The organism is Arthrobacter sp. JUb119 (assembly GCF_024807995.1).
In the GTDB taxonomy this organism is placed as follows: Bacteria; Actinomycetota; Actinomycetes; order Actinomycetales; family Micrococcaceae; genus Glutamicibacter.
Genome location: NZ_JANUFE010000010.1, coordinates 57,126 through 72,900, shown reverse-complemented (window position 1 = coordinate 72,900; position 15,775 = coordinate 57,126). Strand labels below are relative to the sequence as shown.

Sequence of the window (15,775 nt, the reverse complement as noted above, 5' to 3'; positions counted from 1 at the left end):
CCGACTCCTGAACCAACCCCGGAACCGACTCCTGAACCAACCCCGGAACCGACTCCTGAACCAACCCCGGAACCGACTCCTGAACCAACCCCGGAACCGACTCCTGAACCAACCCCGGAACCGACTCCTGAACCAACCCCGGAACCGACTCCTGAACCAACCCCGGAACCGACTCCTGAACCAACCCCGGAACCGACTCCTGAACCAACCCCGGAACCGACTCCTGAACCAACCCCGGAACCGACTCCTGAACCAACCCCGGAACCGACTCCTGAACCAACCCCGGAACCGACTCCTGAACCAACCCCGGAGCCAACTCCGGAACCAACGGTGGAGCCTTCAGTCGAGCCGACTGCGGAACCAACCTCGGAACCAACGGTTGAGCCGGAAGACGACCAAGACGGATCTGGATTCCAGGTCATCATGGCACAAGAGGAAGGTGGATTCTTTGCGAATTACACCTTCGATATCAGCGGAGCTTCTGAAAGCGATCCAATAAGTTTCGAGGTGCGGCTCAACTGGCTTTGGGTGGATAACATGACGTACAAGGGGAACTGCGTTCCCTCGAACATGCGAGCTAATTCGTTCAGGCTTAGCTGCGAAGGCCCAGTGACTATAAAGCTGAAGCAGTTCTACCTCCTTGGGGGCCGGACTATTGCATTTGAAAGCCAAGGGAACTCGAAGGAGAAGTTCGAATTCAAGATTCCAGGACTCTAGACGCAGCCCAATCGTCCTTCCATTGCCATTCCACGGCCATGCGGAGTGTGCTTCGCGGCTAGGATCGTTCCATGACTGAAAAATCTCTCCCAGTGCTGCCGCCTGTCAACGCAGAAGCTGCTGAACAGATGTGGTCTGCGTACCTGGAGAGCAAAGGGATTCCGCTGACCGAGGCACCGCACCATGTCGCCGAATCGTTCGGTGATCATCCTGCGCTTGCCGATGAGCTTCTGGATGAAATGCTGCACGGAACCAAGCGAGCGACTTCATCTCTGGCTAGCGATTATTCCTATTACAACGAACGTGTCCCGCAACCGGAAGACCACTGCATTGTCTGCGATGGCCAAGGGCAGCCGCGAGCAATTTTGCGAGTACTTTCCGTCGAGCGCTCCTCGTTCTTCGAGGTAGACGCGCAGTTTGCCGCGGCCGAGGGCGAAGGGGATCTGTCGCTGGAATACTGGCGCGCAGAACATGAAAAATTCTGGCGCCGTACCCAGAAGTCCATAGGAATCGACTGGATCCCTGAAGACACCGCCAACGCCGGGGGAGAACTGGTCTTGGAACGCTTTGAAATTTGCTGGCCACAGGAGTATGCCGACTAGCCGGTCGAACTTCGTCACGCTGGCCTGCGGTCGAGAACGCGCGGGCGTAGGGTGGAGACAGAGGGTTTCCCGTGAAAGAAGCCCGGAAAAGAAAGGTTGAACATGTCGATTGTCGTCATCAATGCCCTATCGGTTCCCGGCGAAGCTGGACCGGAACTGGAGAAGCGTTTTGCTGCTCGCAAGCATTCGGTGGATTCTTCACCGGGGTTCGAAGGGTTCAAGTTGCTGCGTCCGGTCAATGGTGGAGACAAGTACATCGTGTACACCCAGTGGGCAACCCGCGAGGACTTCGAGAACTGGCGTACCCAGCGCGCTGATGCGGCCCATGCTGGCAGTGATGCCAAGAAGCCAGTGGCCAGCGGCGCTGAACTTCTGGAATTCGAGATCGTGGAATTCTAGGCGCTGCAGCCTGCTGGCAACGTCCCGATGCCTTCGTGGTATCGGGGCGTTATCTGCATCCAGGACCTTTTTGCCTACCTGCGTCCCTTGAACTTGCGCCGTGCCGAATCGGCCAGCAACGCAGCACCCAAGGCGATGCAAAGCAGTGCGCCGATCAAGAAGGTCATGTCGATGCCTTCCGGACTGGCCTCGCCATTGAGTCCGGGGTGGGTGGCGATAATGGCCGCGGAAATCGCCGTGCCGAAGGAAGAACCTACAGTACGCAGCACCTGGTTGAAACTTACCGAGCTGCCTAGCTCCTTGGTCGCTACGCTGCGGGCGATCAATGCCGGCATGGCCGCATAGCTTGCGCCCATGCCGATGCCGAAGACCAGCATGCTCAGCAAGATCTCCCAGAGCGCCGAGTGGAGCAGCCAGAGCATGGTGCCTGCTGCGGCCATGATGATTGCTCCAATGGGAAGCATGACCTGGATGCCAACGCGTTTGGCAAGTATGCGCACCACGCGGTTGGCAGCCAAGCTGCCGACCGAGAGCGGGAAGATGACAAATCCTGCCCAGAAGACCGGCAGGCTCAGCCCGTAGCCCGTTGCCGCATCTGCCTGGGCTACCAGTGATGATACGGACATGCCGATATACAGCGCGGCGCCCAGGGCGATGGCCGAGATATTGGCCAAGAGGACTTCGCCCTGCTTGAGCGTGCGCAGATTAATCAGCGGGTGGCCAAGGCTGTTTTCCACCCTCACCCAGATGATCAGCACGATGACCGAGAAAGCGCCCAAAGCAAGCGTTGCAGGTGAAGCCCAGCCCCACTTGGGCCCCTCGGATATGGCCAGCAGCAGGGAGGTGAGCCCCAGGGCCAGCAAGCCGGAGCCGGTGTAGTCGAAGGGACGTTGCTCGGCCTGGGTATCGGGGCCTGCAGGAACAACTTTCCACACCACGCAGATGGTGGCCAGCACGAATAGCGCACCGAACCAGAACGCGTAGGAGTAGTCGAAAATGCCAGCGATGATGCCGGTCAATGGATAGCCGATGCCGATTCCGGAAGCAACCGTCACCGACAAGGTGGAGATGGTGTTCTGCACGTGCTCGGCCGCTGCATAGCGCCTGGCGATGGCGATGGTGACCGGAACAATGCCGTAGGACAATCCCTGGAGCACGCGTCCGGCAAGGAACACGCCAAAGCTCGGTGCGGACGCTGCCATGACAGAACCCAGGAACATGGCCGCCAGCGAGACGAGCAGCAGCCGCTTCTTATGCGGTCCATCGCTGAGGCGTCCCATGATGGGTGTTGCCACGGCGCCGGCCAGGAGATTCACGGTGAGCATCCACTGGGCAGCGGCAATATCGACATTGAACCGCAAGGAAATCGAGGGGACCAGCAGCATGCCCAGCGAGGAGACGATTGCCGTGGCAAGCGCGGCGAAGACCAGCGTGGGCACCAGCGGGCTCTGGTTGGATGCGTTGCGGCTCATGGGCGGACCGCGGTATTGATTTTCTTGAGCGCGGGCAAGGCGGAGCGGATCAGGGAACGGTCCTCCTCGCTCAGGTTCTCGCCCATGGCTTGGAGCAGCGCGGTCCGGCCGAGCAGGATTTCCTGGTCCAGCTTTTGGCGGCCGTCATCGGTGAGCTGGAACCAGAGCTTGCGGCGGTCGGCCTCGTCCCGGTGCCGCTCGATCAGTCCGAGGCCTTCCAATTCCTTGGTCGTCAGCGAGATGGCCTGCTGGCTGACCCCGATGGCCTGGCTCATCCGGGCGGCACTGGCCCGGCCTTCGGTGGCCAAGGTGTGCAGGATTCCCAGTTTGCCCGGGGAGATGGATCGTGCCGTGCGTATCAGGCTCAGCAATGGCGAAAGCACCTCGAGCATTTGCTGGGGAAGGTCTGCGGGCTCGGGATCAATTTCCATAGCTATAGAATACAATTAACTTGTACAAGCTTCTTGTGGAATGCTCGTGAGGCTGCACACTGCCCCGATCCATCGGGCGCATGAAAGCAGCCCTCGTCCGCATCTGCACGAGATGCGGGCGAGGGCTGCCATGGCTTTCCCCGCTAGTGCGCGGGCGGCTCCTCCTTCGCCTTGACCGCCAGCACCGGGCAATCGGCCTCGATGAGGATGCGCTGGGCAATGCTGCCCATGAGCAGCTTGCCAACGCGCGACCGTTTGCGCAGACCCAAGACGATCAACGTGGCCGTGTGCTCCTGCTCAGCTTGGAGGACGAAATCGGCGGCGTCGTGGACAGTGCCGGTTTGCGGCAGGATCTGCAACGGAACCCCGAGATCCAGCAGGGCATCAAGGTCGATGCCCAGGTGCTCCTCGGAAATCGGCTCCTTGTCCAGGTTCGCAATCAGCAAGTGGTCTTGGGCCTTGTGGGCTTCGGCCAGTCCGCGCCGTATGGCCAGTCGGCCCGCGGGCGTATCGCTGTAGCAAGCGATTATTGCCATGGTGTTCTCCTAGTGGATTTCGGGATCAGAGCCAGGTGGCCAGCAGGCCTTGGGGCAGGTTGATGGGAAGCAGGGACGGCAAGGCCAGCATCAGGATGAATAGCACCGCCGTGTAGATCATCGTGGTCTTCAACTTGGCGCGGGCCACGATGAGCAGGAAGGCCGGCACGAAGATCGAGATGGCTGCGAGGTATCCCACCAGCGAGGTGAGGATGAGGAACCCCGCCATCCAGCTGAAGGTCCGCAATGCAAAGGCCGCGTCGCTGGTCCATTTAGGTCCCCAAGCGGAACGAATGCCAGCGTCCGCTGCAGTGGTTCCCGCCGGATATCCGGCGGACGGAGTGGCGCCGTCATCTGGAATGATGCCCGGTTGCCGGGGTGCCGCCGTAGCCTGGACGGCGCCGGTAGGCGCAGGCCCTGCGGTCACGGGAACCGCATCTGCTGGCGCGGTGAGGTAGGCAGAGGCCGGGATGGCCACCTGCCGGTCCGCGGCCATTGCGGCCTTGCAGGTGCGCAGCTCAAGGACCAGCAAGATTGCGGACAAGATGACCCCGACCCAGCCGACCAGTTGCGGGACAAGTTTCGCATCCGGGGAGTAACTCGAGGAGAGCAGCAACGACCCGGCGAAGACCACCAGCAGCACCGCGGCAGCGGCTAGCGACCACACCGAGTTCTTCAGCGGCGCTTCGGCATCCGGAGCGCTGTCCGACTTCGGATCATCATCGGCACTCAGCTTGCGGCGGGCACGGAACCACTTGAAGACGTTCCAGAGGATCGGCAGCACGAGCACGGCGATGAACACCATGGTTCCCGGACGCAGCATCCACTCGAAGCCCTCGTAGAGGCTATCGGTCAGGAAGTAGTAGCGCTCCATCGGGATCGCCAGCACGAAACCGATGAGGAAGGGGGCTCGCGGGAATCCGGTGGACTTCAGTACCCACCCGGCCACGCCCAGCAGCACCATGACCCACAGGTCGCCCAGTTGCCCGCCGTCCTGGAAGGAGCCCAGGAGCATGATGACTACCAGGCCGGCGGCCAGCACGGAGAACGGAACTTTGGTCAGCGAAGACAGCGGGCGCACGGTCATGAAGCAGAACAGGGCACCGAGCACCGAAGCAATGGCGAAGGCCCAGATGATCATGTACATCAGATCAAGGTGTTCGTTGATAATGCTCGGACCTGGCTGGATGCCGTAGGTCAGCAGCATGCCCAGCAGCATGGCCGAAGGCACGCCGCCTGGAATGCCGAAGAGGAAGGTGGGGATCAAGTCGCCGGCTTCCACCGAGTTATTGGCGCTTTCCGGACCGACGATGCCACGCGGGTCGCCTTTGCCGAACTTGCGCTTGTCCTTGGCGGTGGCCACGGCCTGGCCGTAGGCCAACCAGGTGCCAGCGGTGGCACCCACGCCTGGCAGCACACCGGCCCAGATGCCGATCAACCCGCCGCGCAGGACCTGGGACCAATGGCCCAGCCATTCGCGGATTCCCGATCCCCAGCCACCGGTGACTTCCACGGACTGCTTGTCGCCGCGGCGCTGGCTGGCACGCGAGGCGATCTCGGCCAGTCCGAAGACGCCCAGGGCTACTGCCACCAGCGACAGCCCGTCGCCAAGGAACAGCGATCCGAAGGTGAAGCGCTCCTCGGCGGTGGTCGGCGCGGTGCCGATCATGCCCACCAGCAGGCCGGCCAGGCCGGCGGTCAGCCCCTTGATCACATTGCCGCGCGAGAGCACTGCGGCCAATGCGACGCCCAGCACCGTGAGCATGAACAGCTCAGGGCTGGCGAAGGAGAGTACCAAGGGCCGGGCCAGCGGGATGGCCAGGGTCAGGCCAACAGCGCCGATCAGCCCTCCGGCCATCGAGGAGAGGAAAGCCAGCGACAGGGCGCGCTTGGCTTGGCCCTTGCGCGCCATGGCGTAGCCATCGAGCATGGTGACCGATGCCGAGGCGGAGCCTGGGGCTCCGAGCAGCACTGCGGACACGGTGTCCGAGGTGTGCACCACCGCCAGCGCGCCGATCAGCAGGGCCAGCGCGGAGGCAGGTTCCATCCCGAAGGTGACGGGCAGCAGGATCGCGACGGCAGCAGTGCCGCCCAATCCTGGAATCAGGCCCATGACCAGGCCTGAGATTACGCCGATGAGCAGCATGAGCAGCATGCTCGGATCGGCCAGCGAGGCCAATGCGGCCAGTGCGGAATCCAGCATTGTGGTGCCTCCTTAATCTAGTTCGATGCCGTAGGAGTCCTTGAGCAGTGCGGTGACATAGCCCTTGGTCTCATCGGTCACGGTGTAAGCGTCTTTGACGCGTTGGGAGAGGTTCTCATCTGCCACGATCGGGTACCCGCCGAGCACCTCAGCGGCCCTGTCGTTGAATTCCTTGTCGTCCGAGAGCTCATGGGCGGAATCGCGCAACAGGTTCACTGCTTCATCCGGTGCGTCCTTCGGAGCCCACAAACCCTTCTGATAGGTATAAGTCAGGCCCAGCAGGGTCTTGTAGGCCTCGAACTTCGGACCGCTGGGCTCCTTGCCATGCAGGTCCCGGTATACCTCCACCACGGTGGGGGCCTCCGGGAAGTTCGGATCCCGCACGATCTTGCCGTGGCCATCGAGCTGGCCGAAGGACATCAGCACCGTGGCCGAACCTTCCTTGGCGATTGGCTCCACGGCGGACTGGTACGAGGAGGTGGTTGTGTAATCGATGTCCACCTCGCCGCGTTGCAGCGCCAAGTTCACCGGTCCGCGGCCTTCGAAGCCGAAGGTCGCCGAGATATCGGCTTCCAGCAGGTCGAAGGCAACCAGCGTGGTCAAGTCCAGACCCGTGGCGGAAATGCCGCCGAACACCAGTGGCTTCTTGCGGTCGACAAGGTCCTGGGGGGTTTCGACCCCGGCGGCGGTGCGAGCATAGATCACACCGCCGGTGCCGTTGACCAGCACTGGTTCGAGGTCTTCGAAGGAATACTTCACCACGTGGCGGTCCAGCACCCACGGCACCACGGTGGTGGCGGTGCTGACCAGCAGCTCGGTGCCATCGTCGGCGGCCGAGGAAGCGAAGCGGTTGCTGCCGGTGATGCCCTCGCCGCCAGCCTCATTGATCGGGGCGAAGCCTGGTTCCCCGGGAATGCTGTGGACCAGTTCCTGGCCCACGAAGCGGGCCCAGGTGTCGGTGCCGCCGCCCTCGGCCAGCGGGATGACCATTTCCACGGTCTCCCCGGCGTAATCGCCGTCGGTGGTGGCCGCCGGGGGATTCAGCAGCCCGCCGCCGACCAGGGTGGCACCGAGCCCCAGTGCGGCGAATACCGCCACCGAGGCGAAGACCGTGCGGCTCTTGTGCGCCGGCGGGTCATCGAGCAGCTGCGCGGAATCCGGATCGAGCAGGGGTTCGCCTGCCAACACGGCCGTGGATGGGGATCCGGGCAGGGCGACCGGGTCGAAGCTCAGCTGCGCCTCGGCCAGCTCCCGGGCGGTGCGCGTGGTCCCGACCGCGGTCCTGCCCTCGATCTGGCGCTGCCAGGTCTGGATCTGCCCCGCCGGGGTCTGCATGTGAAGCACGTCGCCGGGGGGCGTGGGCAGCAGGTTGGCGATGGCGGTGCCAGGCTGGCGTGCGGCCATGGTCAGCCCGACGCTGCCGGTGATGGCCAGTGCTGGATGCGGTGCGCCCATGGAGAGCATCATGACGCTGAAATCGTCGTCGCCGCCAGCGGCTGGAGCCTGGACGATGGCCAGCTTGGGGATAGCCCGCTGGGCGGACTCGGCGCTACTGGCCAGGCCCATCTCCACGGCGCCGGCCCGGCGGATCCGGTCCAGCCGATCGGAATCGGCCAGCGCCAGAGCGGGCCAGTCAGAGAAGTCCGCGGCATCCAGGCCCGCCTGGGCCGCGGTGATGATGACCATCGGCGCTCCGGCATCGATCAGCGTGGCGTCAGCCTCGAAGCCGGGGTGCGTACCGATGCCGGCGACCTGCAGCGTGCTTAGCCGATCGCCGGCCGGGAAGAGCGCTCCGGTGGTGCCACCGGCCGGATCCAGAAAGCCGATCTCCACGGCTTGCCCGGGGAAAGGAACCCCGGGAATGAACGCAGTGGACTGTGTTCCGTCCAGGACCATGCGCTCGATGAGCAGCTGGCCGGTGTTGGTATTGCGGATATGCACGGTGGCCAGGCCGTCTTCGGCATCGATCCAGCCGTGCTTCAGTGCATAGGGGGCGACGACCGCCGAGCAGTTTCCGCAGTTGCTGCCCCAATCCACCACGGCCTGGTCGATGCCCACCTGGGCAAAGGTGTAGTCGATATCCACGCCCGGTTGCTCGCTGGGACTGAGGATGACGGCCTTGCTCGTCGTCGAGGTACCGCCGCCGACACCGTCTATTTGGCGCGGGTCGGGGGAGCCGAAGAGGCGCAGCAATACCTCGTCGACTGTGAAGCCGGGAACTTCGAGCGCACTTCGCTCGAAGACCCAGCATTTGCTGGTACCTCCGCGCATCCAAGTGGCCTTAACCGTGTGTTTCATTGGACATACCCAATCTATCGAGAACGCAGTGCCCGCGTTAGATGTGATGCCGAGCACTATTGCCTTGTATTGATGATGGGGGAGTTAAGTCTTTATTAGTAGTTACATCTAGTGCAATAAGCTGAAGTACTGCTTAATTCAGCATTCGCACTGGGGTAATGCGATGACAAACGCGGTGGATTCGTCCAATGCTGGGAGTGTATTTCGCCCAAACATCCGCCAGAATCCAGCAAATGTGCGCTTGGTGCAATATATTGAAGTTCTACTGCAAGGGGGAATCATGCTCGATGCCAAGAGGTTGCAGATATTGCTTTCCGTCGTCGAAGGCGGTTCGGTTACTGCGGCCGCGGACGAACTGTTCTACACCCCGTCTGGGGTTTCGCAGCAGCTGCGCAAGCTCGAAGAAGAAGTGGGGCAGCCGCTGCTGCAGCGCCATGCTCGGGGCATGGTTCCCACCGATGCCGGCCATGTGCTGGCCGGACATGCGCGCGCCATCTTGCAGCAGATGGACGCGGCCATGGCGGATTTGGACCAGCTTGCCGGACTGAAGAGCGGAAGCCTGAGTCTGGGAACCTTCCCCACGCTGGGTAGTTCCTTCATGCCGCTGGTCATCAGCCGCTTCCGCAAGATGTATCCATCCATCAAGCTCGATGTGCGAAGCACCCGCCTGCAAGAACTCATTGGCCTGCTTGCCAGAGGGGAGATTTCGATGGGCTTGCTGTGGGAATACGAGTGGATGCGGCTCAAGCGCGACGATTTCGAGCTGACTACCCTGTTCACCGAGCCTACTGTGCTTGTAGTCGGCACAGAGCATCCTCTGGCGCAGTTCGATGAGGTGGATATGGCGGCTACCTCCCATGAGCAGTGGATCGTTCGCGCCAATGAGCATCCGGTCGCGGAGCTGCTCGAGCGCACCTGCAATGCCGCCGGGTTCTCCCCGAAGATCTCCTTCCAGGCCAATGACTACCAAGAAGCGCAGGCCATGGTTTCCGTGGGTCTGGGTGTTGCCCTGGCGCCGAAATCCGCGGTGATGAACCACCATCCGGGTGTCAAGATCCTCTCGCTGGGGCAGGCGGCCGTCTCGCGCAGCGTGGTCCTAGCCCAGCGCCGGGACCGCGTGCGCGCCCCGGCGGAAAATGCCTTCCAGACCCTGCTGGTCGACATGGGCAAGACCTGGATGGACTAGCGGCGATCCTGTCGCATGGCGCTTGGGGCCGGGGTGTTCCGGGCGGCATAAAACCCTTGACCTGCGTTCGGTAGGTGCTCTAGGCTTCAAGATAACCTGATATACCAGTCGGATACTAAGGGGTTCCGGCGGCCTGGACCGTGGTCCTGCGCGCCGGAAATCCCGCCGAACGGTGCAGGGATCAACTTCCATGCGTCCCGAACGAGGGGAAACCCCATTGATCTCCGATGAAACTGTCAGCAGCTACCTTGAGCGGCTTGCCTCGGGCGCCCCGACGCCAGGAGGGGGCGCGGCCGCGGGCCTGCATGCGGCGCAGGCCGCGGCATTGGTGTCCATGGTTGCCGAATTCACTTCCGGACCGCGGTACGCGGACGTCCAGGAGCAGGCCCAGCAGATTTCCGAGCATGCCCGGCTGCTGATGCGCCAGGGGCTCTTCGCCGCTCAGGAAGACGAAAGGCTGTTCGGCGCCCTGGGTGCCGCGTACAAGCTGCCCAAGGAAAGCAGCGAGCAGAAGTCGGAGCGCAGCGCGGCCATTCAAAACGCCACCATCGCCGCCGCCGCACCGCTGGTCTCTACCGTCGAGGCCTCCATTGAGGTCATCAAGCTGGGCCAGCGCCTGCTGCCCATTGGCAACCGATCGGTTCTCAGCGACGTGGCCGCCGCGGCCGAAGCTGCCCGGGCGGCCTTGGCTACCGCGCTGGCCACCCTGGAAATGAACATCTGCTCAATCAAGGACATCGCCCAGCGCGAGCGGCTGGTCCAGACCGCCAGCCAGGCCAGCGAGGCGATCGCCCACGCCGAAGAGCTCAGCGCGCACGCCCGTGCGGTGGTGGCAGCATGACGGCACGCAATCTAGCCGGGCAGCCGGTGGCTGAAGCGATCCGCGCCCGCACCGCAGAACTGGTGGTGCGCATGGCCAGCGAGGGCACCAGTGTCCGGATCGCGGTCGTGCTGGCCACCGATAACGAGGCCACCGCCTGGTATGTGCGCTCGATCGAACGGGCCGCCGCGCAGCTCGGGGTGGACTGCCAGGTCGTGGACCTGACCGGGTCCGGCCAGGAGCAGCTGTCCGAAGCGATCACCGCCTTGAACGAGGACAGTTCGGTGCACGGAATCATCTTGCAGACCCCGTTGCCGCCAGGGGTGGATGCCGCGGCGCTGGTGGCGCTGATTGACCCGGCCAAGGACATTGACGGGGCCAATCCGCTGAGCCTGGGACGGCTCAGTGTCGGCCAGCCGGCCTTCGCCCCGGCTACCGCACGCTCGGTCATCGAGATCCTGGAGCACTACCGGATCCCGCTGTCCGGGCAGCATGTCGCGGTGGTCGGGCGCTCTGCGGTGGTGGGCAAGCCGTTGGCCCAGCTGCTGCTGCAGCGCGATGCCACGGTGAGCATCTGCCATTCGAGGACCGCCGATCTGGCCCATTTCACGAAGTCCGCCTCGGTGGTCGTCATGGCCGTGGGCAAGGCGAACCTGCTCACCGGCAATGACGCGCAGGAAAGCACTGTGGTGATCGATGTCGGAACCAACGTCAACGCCGAAGGAAAGCTGGTGGGGGACGTCCATGCGGCATCGGTGCGTCCGCTGGTACGGGCCCTGAGTCCGGTTCCCGGCGGCGTGGGCACGGTGACGACGGCGTTGCTGGTCCTGCATGCCGCGCAGGCCGCGGCGGCAAGCCAGCAGGCGGCCCCGGCGAAGGGAGCGCACATGGCCGGACGCCGGTAGCTGGCTGGCCGGTGTTCCGGGTTCCGCTGCGGGCAAGCCAGCAGGCGGCGGAACCCTCAATGCCGGAACCGCAATTGCCATGGCGAAGCGAACCACGGGCACGGTGCACGCCGGCGGGGACATGAACTGGGATCTGCCGCCGGCCAGGTGCACCACGTGCCGCCGCCGCATCATCGATTGGGAGGTTGATGATGCGGCGGCTTTCCCATGGGTGCTGTTCCGCGGCGGGCGGGGAAGGTTCTCTGGCAGGGATTCAGCGCTAGGAGGCACAGTTGCTCCCAGCGCGCACTGGCTTCGATTCAATTCCCTGATCCCTTCGCCCAGTTACCGGCAGCCGCGCCGGATCATCGGAGCGCAGCTGCCTAGGCGGTGGTTTCCAGCGGCCGCTGGGTCCGTCGGAAGGCAGCGCCCCAGGAGTCGTTCGCATTCTTCATGCCGGGGCACGACGGGATGATGTGCGCTACGGCGGTGTGGTTCCAGAACCTGACGCGCAATTCGACGATCAGCGTCGAGGCAAGCTGCTCGAACAAGTCACCCATGGTGAGACCTGCCGCAGAGACCCGGACTTTCTTGAGTGCAGGCTGCGGGGTGGTGATATGCAGTATCCGCAGTTCCGAGGCCAGCGGGTCGAGCATTGCCACCAGGGCCGCACGTCCATGGATCGAGACCATTCCCATGGCGTCATCTGCTGATTCTGTGGCCCGAGTCATCACGATGGGCATTCCGGGAACCCATCCGTACTGCGACAGATGCGTTTTGCCCTCGCGCGTCGCGAGGAAATCCGCGACCCTGAGCGCGGTTTGGGTTCTAGCGATGCGACCTGCCATTTCAGTTACTTCCTTTTCTTGCGCTGGATAAGAAAACAAGCAAGCTCGAAGGAATCGCCACCCGAGGGCGGATTCCTTCACTGGCCGAGGGGCTAAATCAACGTCAGGTTCGCGTGGGCACCTCGGGGATCCTTCGAGGTGGCGGGGATGGGCTCGGTCAATGGCTGGTCCAGCCAATCCAAGGTGGGCGAGCAGCCCTTCAACCCAGCGGTTGCGGGAGCATGGATTTCCCTGCCGGCAACGGCGAAGTGGAGGTTTCGCACCTCGAACTGGATGCCGAGAGACCTTTCCATTTGCGGAAGCAACGTGTCGTTCACGTAGAGCATGATCATTGGGACATGCTCTTCGCCCGTAGCGGTGCAGGCCAGATTCACGATGAGCTCATTCGGGAATCCGGAAATGCTGCAGAAGGCGGAGTGGACTGCATCCTTCTCTTGGCACAGCCGGGTTGCCAGCGCGGCGACATGGCTGATCCGGGTGTCCCAGGCTGAGCTGTGAACCGGACTTGCCTCTGCGGGAACTGCCAAGGAATCACTCATCATCTGCTCCGCTGTGTTGAGTTGCTTCATCGCCTAATGTAATTAGAAAGGCTAACTATTAGATAGGCTACATGTATTCTCTCCAAATGGACAAGCTGGTTTTTCCCGGACGCGGCTAGAAGGCCAGTGAGGCCAGTGAGTCCAGAGAGCGCTACGGCCGCTATCGGCAGGGCATCCCTATTAAGAGGCATGAATGCATGGCGTACCGCCTCGGCGTGCAGGCAGCCACGCAGGTTAACGACGACAGGCCGGGCACCGCTCGCATGAGCGGTGCCCGGCCCCGGGTATGTGCGTCTAGCCGCTAGCTGGCCGAAGTAGCCAGCGAAACTCCGCGCAAGCGGTCCATCTGCGGATCGTACAGCGGATCATCGACCACGGTGGCGGCAATCTGCTTGCCGAAGTACTCGATCGCCACCGGGTCACCGGTTTCCACCGAGATCGGCAGCCACGCGTAGGCGATCGGCTTGCGGACCGTGTATCCGTAGGCGGCGCTGGTGACGTAGCCGGAAGGCTTGCCATCCACGTAGACCGGTTCCTTGCCCAGGACCATGGACACGCCATCATCCACGGTCAGGCAGCGCAGGCGCTTGGTGGCCGCCGCGGCACGTTCGGCCAGCGCCGACTTGCCCACGAAGTCCGCGGTCTTGGCGGCTTTCACCGCGAAGCCCAAACCGGCCTGTTCCGGTTCGTGCTCGCTGGTCATATCGGTGCCGAAGGAACGGAAGCCCTTCTCCAGTCGCATGGAGTTGAACGCCTCGCGCCCGCCGGCAATGATGCCGTGCTCCTGCCCGGCTTCGAAGATCGCATCCCAGAGCTTGGCGCTGACATCCGCCGAGGCGTAGAGCTCCCAGCCGAATTCGCCCACGTAGGACAGGCGCATCGCGGTGACCGGGATGCCGGCGATGGAGATCTGCTTGGTGCGGAAGTACTTCAGCCCCTCGTTGCCCATATCGTCGTCGCTGATCTTGGCCATGACCTGTGGGGCCAGCGGGCCCCACAGGCCGATGCAGGAAGTCCCGGCGGTGATATCGCGAACTGCCACCCACTGGCCCGGGTTGGCCTCATTGAACTTGCGCGCTTCGCGGTCCAGGTAGGCGACATCCACGTTGGAGTTGATGCCGGCCTGGTAGACCTGTTCGGAGAGCCGGGCCACGGTGATGTCGCTGGTGATGCCGCCGGCATGGTCCAGCAGCAGGGTGTAGCTGACCATGCCCGGGGCACGCAGCATATTCGCCGTGGTCAAGCCCTGGAGCATCGGCCCGGCACCGGGGCCGGTGACTTCCACGCGCTTGAGCGGGGTCATGTCGAACATGGCCACCGCGGTGCGGGTCTTCCAGGCTTCCACCGCGGCAATCGGCGAGTGGAACTTGCTTGACCAGCTGTCGCGCTCCGGGGCCGCCCACTCCGCCGGCAATTCATCGAGCAGCGCGGCGTTGGCCTCGTACCAGTGCGGGCGCTCCCAGCCGGTGCCCTCCAGGAAGAAGGCGCCCAGCTTCTGCTGGCGGGAGTAGAACGGGCTGGTGCGCACGGCGCGGGGCTTGGTGCGCGGTTCCAGCGGGTGGCGGACATCGTAGATTTCCACGAAGTTCTGCTGCGAGGTCTCGCTGACGTACTCCTTGGTGGTTTGCACGTCCTCGAAGCGGTTCAGGTCGCAGTCGCTCAGGTCCGTCGTGGAGGTGCCGGTGGTGATCAGCTCGGCCACGGCCTTGGCGATGCCCGGCGCGTGGGTGACCCACACGGCCTCGGCCGCGTAGAAGCCGTCCACTTCCCTGGACTGGCCTACCAGCGAGCCGCCGTCCGGGGTGAAGGAGAAGATGCCGTTGAAGCCGCGCTGGATCCGGGTATTGCGCAGATCCGGCAGCAGCTCCTGGCTGGCTTCCCATTCGGCGGCGAAGTCCTGCGGGGTGAATTCCAGTGAGGAAGGCATCCGCTCGTGGGTGATCTCTTCCGGGCGGTAGGCCTGCAAGGTGTCCAGGTCCACCGGCATCGGGCGGTGGGCGTAGGAGCCGATGCCGATGCGATCTCCCCACTCGCGGTAGTAGAGGTCGCGGTCCTGGTAGCGCAGGATCGGGCGGCTGGCACCGGCCGGCAGCTCGTTGACTCCGGCCAGCGACGGGGCCGGGGTGCTCCAGGCGAACTGGTGGCCCAGCGGCAGCAGCGGGATCGAGGTGCCCACCAACTTGCCGATGTTCGGTCCCCAGAAGCCTGCGCAGGAGACCACGATGTCCGCCGCGAAGCGCTCCTCGCCGCAGATGACCGCGGCGACCTTGCCGCCGGAGACCTCGATATCGGTGACGATGGTGCGGTCGCGGAACTCGACTCCCGCGGCCTTGGCGCGTTCCATGACCAGCGCGGTGCCCTTGGCGGCCAGGGCCAGCCCGTCGCCCGGGGTGAACAGGCCGCCCAGGACCTTCTCCGGGTTGAGCATCGGGAACTTCGCCAGGCAGGCGGCGGCGTCGATGACTTCGGCGTCGACCCCGTAGGAGCGGTTCCAGCCGGCACGGCGATGCAGGTCGGCCAGGCGCTCATCGGTGGTGGCGATTTCCAGCCCGCCCACCGGAAGGAAGGAACCGCGCCCGTCGGCGCCCACCAGGCCGGTGAGCTTCTCGATGGTGTACTGCGCGAATTCGGTCATGGACTTGGACGGGTTGGACGAGAAGACCAGGCCCGGGGCGTGCGAGGTGGAGCCGCCGGGAAGATCCAGCGGACCCTGCTCGATGACCAGGGTATTGGTGTGGCCCAGCGCGGCCAGTTCGTCTGCGAGGTTGGCGCCGACGATGCCGGCGCCGATGATGAGGATCCGAGGGGAAAGACGGGACATGGGGACTCCTTGAAAGCTG

At 63.8% G+C, this 15,775-nt stretch carries 14 protein-coding genes; 6 read left to right on the top strand and 8 right to left on the bottom strand.

Features of this window, described 5'->3' with window-relative positions; all coding sequences use genetic code 11:
- From M2368_RS18350 to M2368_RS18340, 3 genes are all read left to right on the top strand, one after another.
- Positions 1-717: hypothetical protein (locus M2368_RS18350; RefSeq protein ID WP_498724825.1), on the top strand; the 717-nt coding region annotated here is incomplete at its 5' end.
- Between the two features lie 71 nt (positions 718-788).
- Complete coding sequence (locus M2368_RS18345; RefSeq protein ID WP_498724824.1) at positions 789-1,319, top strand: ASCH domain-containing protein; 531 nt, start codon at positions 789-791, stop codon at positions 1,317-1,319.
- 102 nt (positions 1,320-1,421) lie between these two features.
- The gene (locus M2368_RS18340) at positions 1,422-1,718 is read left to right on the top strand and encodes an antibiotic biosynthesis monooxygenase family protein (protein WP_498724823.1); all 297 of its coding nucleotides are present in this window, start codon (positions 1,422-1,424) and stop codon (positions 1,716-1,718) included.
- 74 nt (positions 1,719-1,792) lie between these two features.
- On the opposite strand, the gene M2368_RS18335 is transcribed toward M2368_RS18340, so the two are convergent.
- From M2368_RS18335 to M2368_RS18315, 5 genes are all read right to left on the bottom strand, one after another.
- Positions 1,793-3,190, bottom strand: coding sequence for an MFS transporter (locus tag M2368_RS18335; protein ID WP_498724822.1), 1,398 nt, complete (start codon positions 3,188-3,190; stop codon positions 1,793-1,795).
- Positions 3,187-3,621, bottom strand: a complete 435-nt coding sequence (locus tag M2368_RS18330; RefSeq protein WP_105658912.1) for a MarR family winged helix-turn-helix transcriptional regulator — start codon at positions 3,619-3,621, stop codon at positions 3,187-3,189. The genes M2368_RS18335 and M2368_RS18330 overlap by 4 nt, the downstream gene beginning before the upstream one ends.
- Positions 3,622-3,764: 143 nt before the next feature.
- Positions 3,765-4,157 carry a universal stress protein gene (locus M2368_RS18325; protein ID WP_448939913.1) on the bottom strand — a complete coding sequence of 131 codons (393 nt, stop codon included), beginning with the start codon at positions 4,155-4,157 and terminating at the stop codon, positions 3,765-3,767.
- Positions 4,158-4,182: 25 nt separating this feature from the next.
- Positions 4,183-6,360 carry a tripartite tricarboxylate transporter permease gene (locus M2368_RS18320; protein WP_498724821.1) on the bottom strand — a complete coding sequence of 726 codons (2,178 nt, stop codon included), beginning with the start codon at positions 6,358-6,360 and terminating at the stop codon, positions 4,183-4,185.
- A gap of 12 nt (positions 6,361-6,372) precedes the next feature.
- The gene (locus M2368_RS18315; protein WP_498724820.1) at positions 6,373-8,658 is read right to left on the bottom strand and encodes a PrpF domain-containing protein; all 2,286 of its coding nucleotides are present in this window, start codon (positions 8,656-8,658) and stop codon (positions 6,373-6,375) included.
- A 280-nt stretch (positions 8,659-8,938) separates the two neighbouring features.
- On the opposite strand from M2368_RS18315, the gene M2368_RS18310 reads away from it, so the two are divergent.
- The 3 genes from M2368_RS18310 (at position 8,939) to M2368_RS18300 (ending at position 11,569) form a co-directional block, all read left to right on the top strand.
- On the top strand, positions 8,939-9,844 hold the full coding sequence (locus M2368_RS18310; RefSeq protein WP_498724819.1) for a LysR family transcriptional regulator: 906 nt from the start codon (positions 8,939-8,941) through the stop codon (positions 9,842-9,844).
- 190 nt (positions 9,845-10,034) lie between these two features.
- A complete protein-coding gene (locus M2368_RS18305) occupies positions 10,035-10,685 on the top strand; it encodes a cyclodeaminase/cyclohydrolase family protein (RefSeq protein ID WP_498724818.1) in 651 nt (216 codons plus the stop codon).
- A complete protein-coding gene (locus M2368_RS18300; protein ID WP_448939909.1) occupies positions 10,682-11,569 on the top strand; it encodes a bifunctional 5,10-methylenetetrahydrofolate dehydrogenase/5,10-methenyltetrahydrofolate cyclohydrolase in 888 nt (295 codons plus the stop codon). Before M2368_RS18305 ends, M2368_RS18300 begins: the two co-directional genes overlap by 4 nt.
- Before the next feature lie 362 nt (positions 11,570-11,931).
- Here the strand turns inward: M2368_RS18300 and M2368_RS18295 are convergent, their stop codons facing one another.
- The 3 genes from M2368_RS18295 to M2368_RS18285 form a co-directional block, all read right to left on the bottom strand.
- Positions 11,932-12,396: a hypothetical protein gene (locus tag M2368_RS18295; protein ID WP_448939908.1), complete on the bottom strand. Its 465-nt coding sequence runs from the start codon at positions 12,394-12,396 to the stop codon at positions 11,932-11,934.
- A gap of 92 nt (positions 12,397-12,488) precedes the next feature.
- On the bottom strand, positions 12,489-12,965 hold the full coding sequence (locus M2368_RS18290) for a hypothetical protein (protein ID WP_448939907.1): 477 nt from the start codon (positions 12,963-12,965) through the stop codon (positions 12,489-12,491).
- A 271-nt stretch (positions 12,966-13,236) separates the two neighbouring features.
- Positions 13,237-15,756 carry a GcvT family protein gene (locus tag M2368_RS18285; RefSeq protein ID WP_426736034.1) on the bottom strand — a complete coding sequence of 840 codons (2,520 nt, stop codon included), beginning with the start codon at positions 15,754-15,756 and terminating at the stop codon, positions 13,237-13,239.
- Positions 15,757-15,775 lie beyond the last annotated feature (19 nt).

What these genes read in the sequence shown, in the direction of transcription:
- M2368_RS18315 (WP_498724820.1), bottom strand. Translation starts at nt 8,658, where the DNA reads ATGAAACACACGGTTAAGGCCACTTGGATGCGCGGAGGTACCAGCAAA.
- M2368_RS18335 (WP_498724822.1), bottom strand. Translation starts at nt 3,190, where the DNA reads ATGAGCCGCAACGCATCCAACCAGAGCCCGCTGGTGCCCACGCTGGTC.
- M2368_RS18340 (WP_498724823.1), top strand. Translation starts at nt 1,422, where the DNA reads ATGTCGATTGTCGTCATCAATGCCCTATCGGTTCCCGGCGAAGCTGGA.
- M2368_RS18300 (WP_448939909.1), top strand. Translation starts at nt 10,682, where the DNA reads ATGACGGCACGCAATCTAGCCGGGCAGCCGGTGGCTGAAGCGATCCGC.
- M2368_RS18285 (WP_426736034.1), bottom strand. Translation starts at nt 15,756, where the DNA reads ATGTCCCGTCTTTCCCCTCGGATCCTCATCATCGGCGCCGGCATCGTC.
- M2368_RS18330 (WP_105658912.1), bottom strand. Translation starts at nt 3,621, where the DNA reads ATGGAAATTGATCCCGAGCCCGCAGACCTTCCCCAGCAAATGCTCGAG.
- M2368_RS18295 (WP_448939908.1), bottom strand. Translation starts at nt 12,396, where the DNA reads ATGGCAGGTCGCATCGCTAGAACCCAAACCGCGCTCAGGGTCGCGGAT.
- M2368_RS18305 (WP_498724818.1), top strand. Translation starts at nt 10,035, where the DNA reads ATGCGTCCCGAACGAGGGGAAACCCCATTGATCTCCGATGAAACTGTC.
- M2368_RS18345 (WP_498724824.1), top strand. Translation starts at nt 789, where the DNA reads ATGACTGAAAAATCTCTCCCAGTGCTGCCGCCTGTCAACGCAGAAGCT.
- M2368_RS18320 (WP_498724821.1), bottom strand. Translation starts at nt 6,360, where the DNA reads ATGCTGGATTCCGCACTGGCCGCATTGGCCTCGCTGGCCGATCCGAGC.
- M2368_RS18325 (WP_448939913.1), bottom strand. Translation starts at nt 4,157, where the DNA reads ATGGCAATAATCGCTTGCTACAGCGATACGCCCGCGGGCCGACTGGCC.
- M2368_RS18310 (WP_498724819.1), top strand. Translation starts at nt 8,939, where the DNA reads ATGCTCGATGCCAAGAGGTTGCAGATATTGCTTTCCGTCGTCGAAGGC.
- M2368_RS18290 (WP_448939907.1), bottom strand. Translation starts at nt 12,965, where the DNA reads ATGAAGCAACTCAACACAGCGGAGCAGATGATGAGTGATTCCTTGGCA.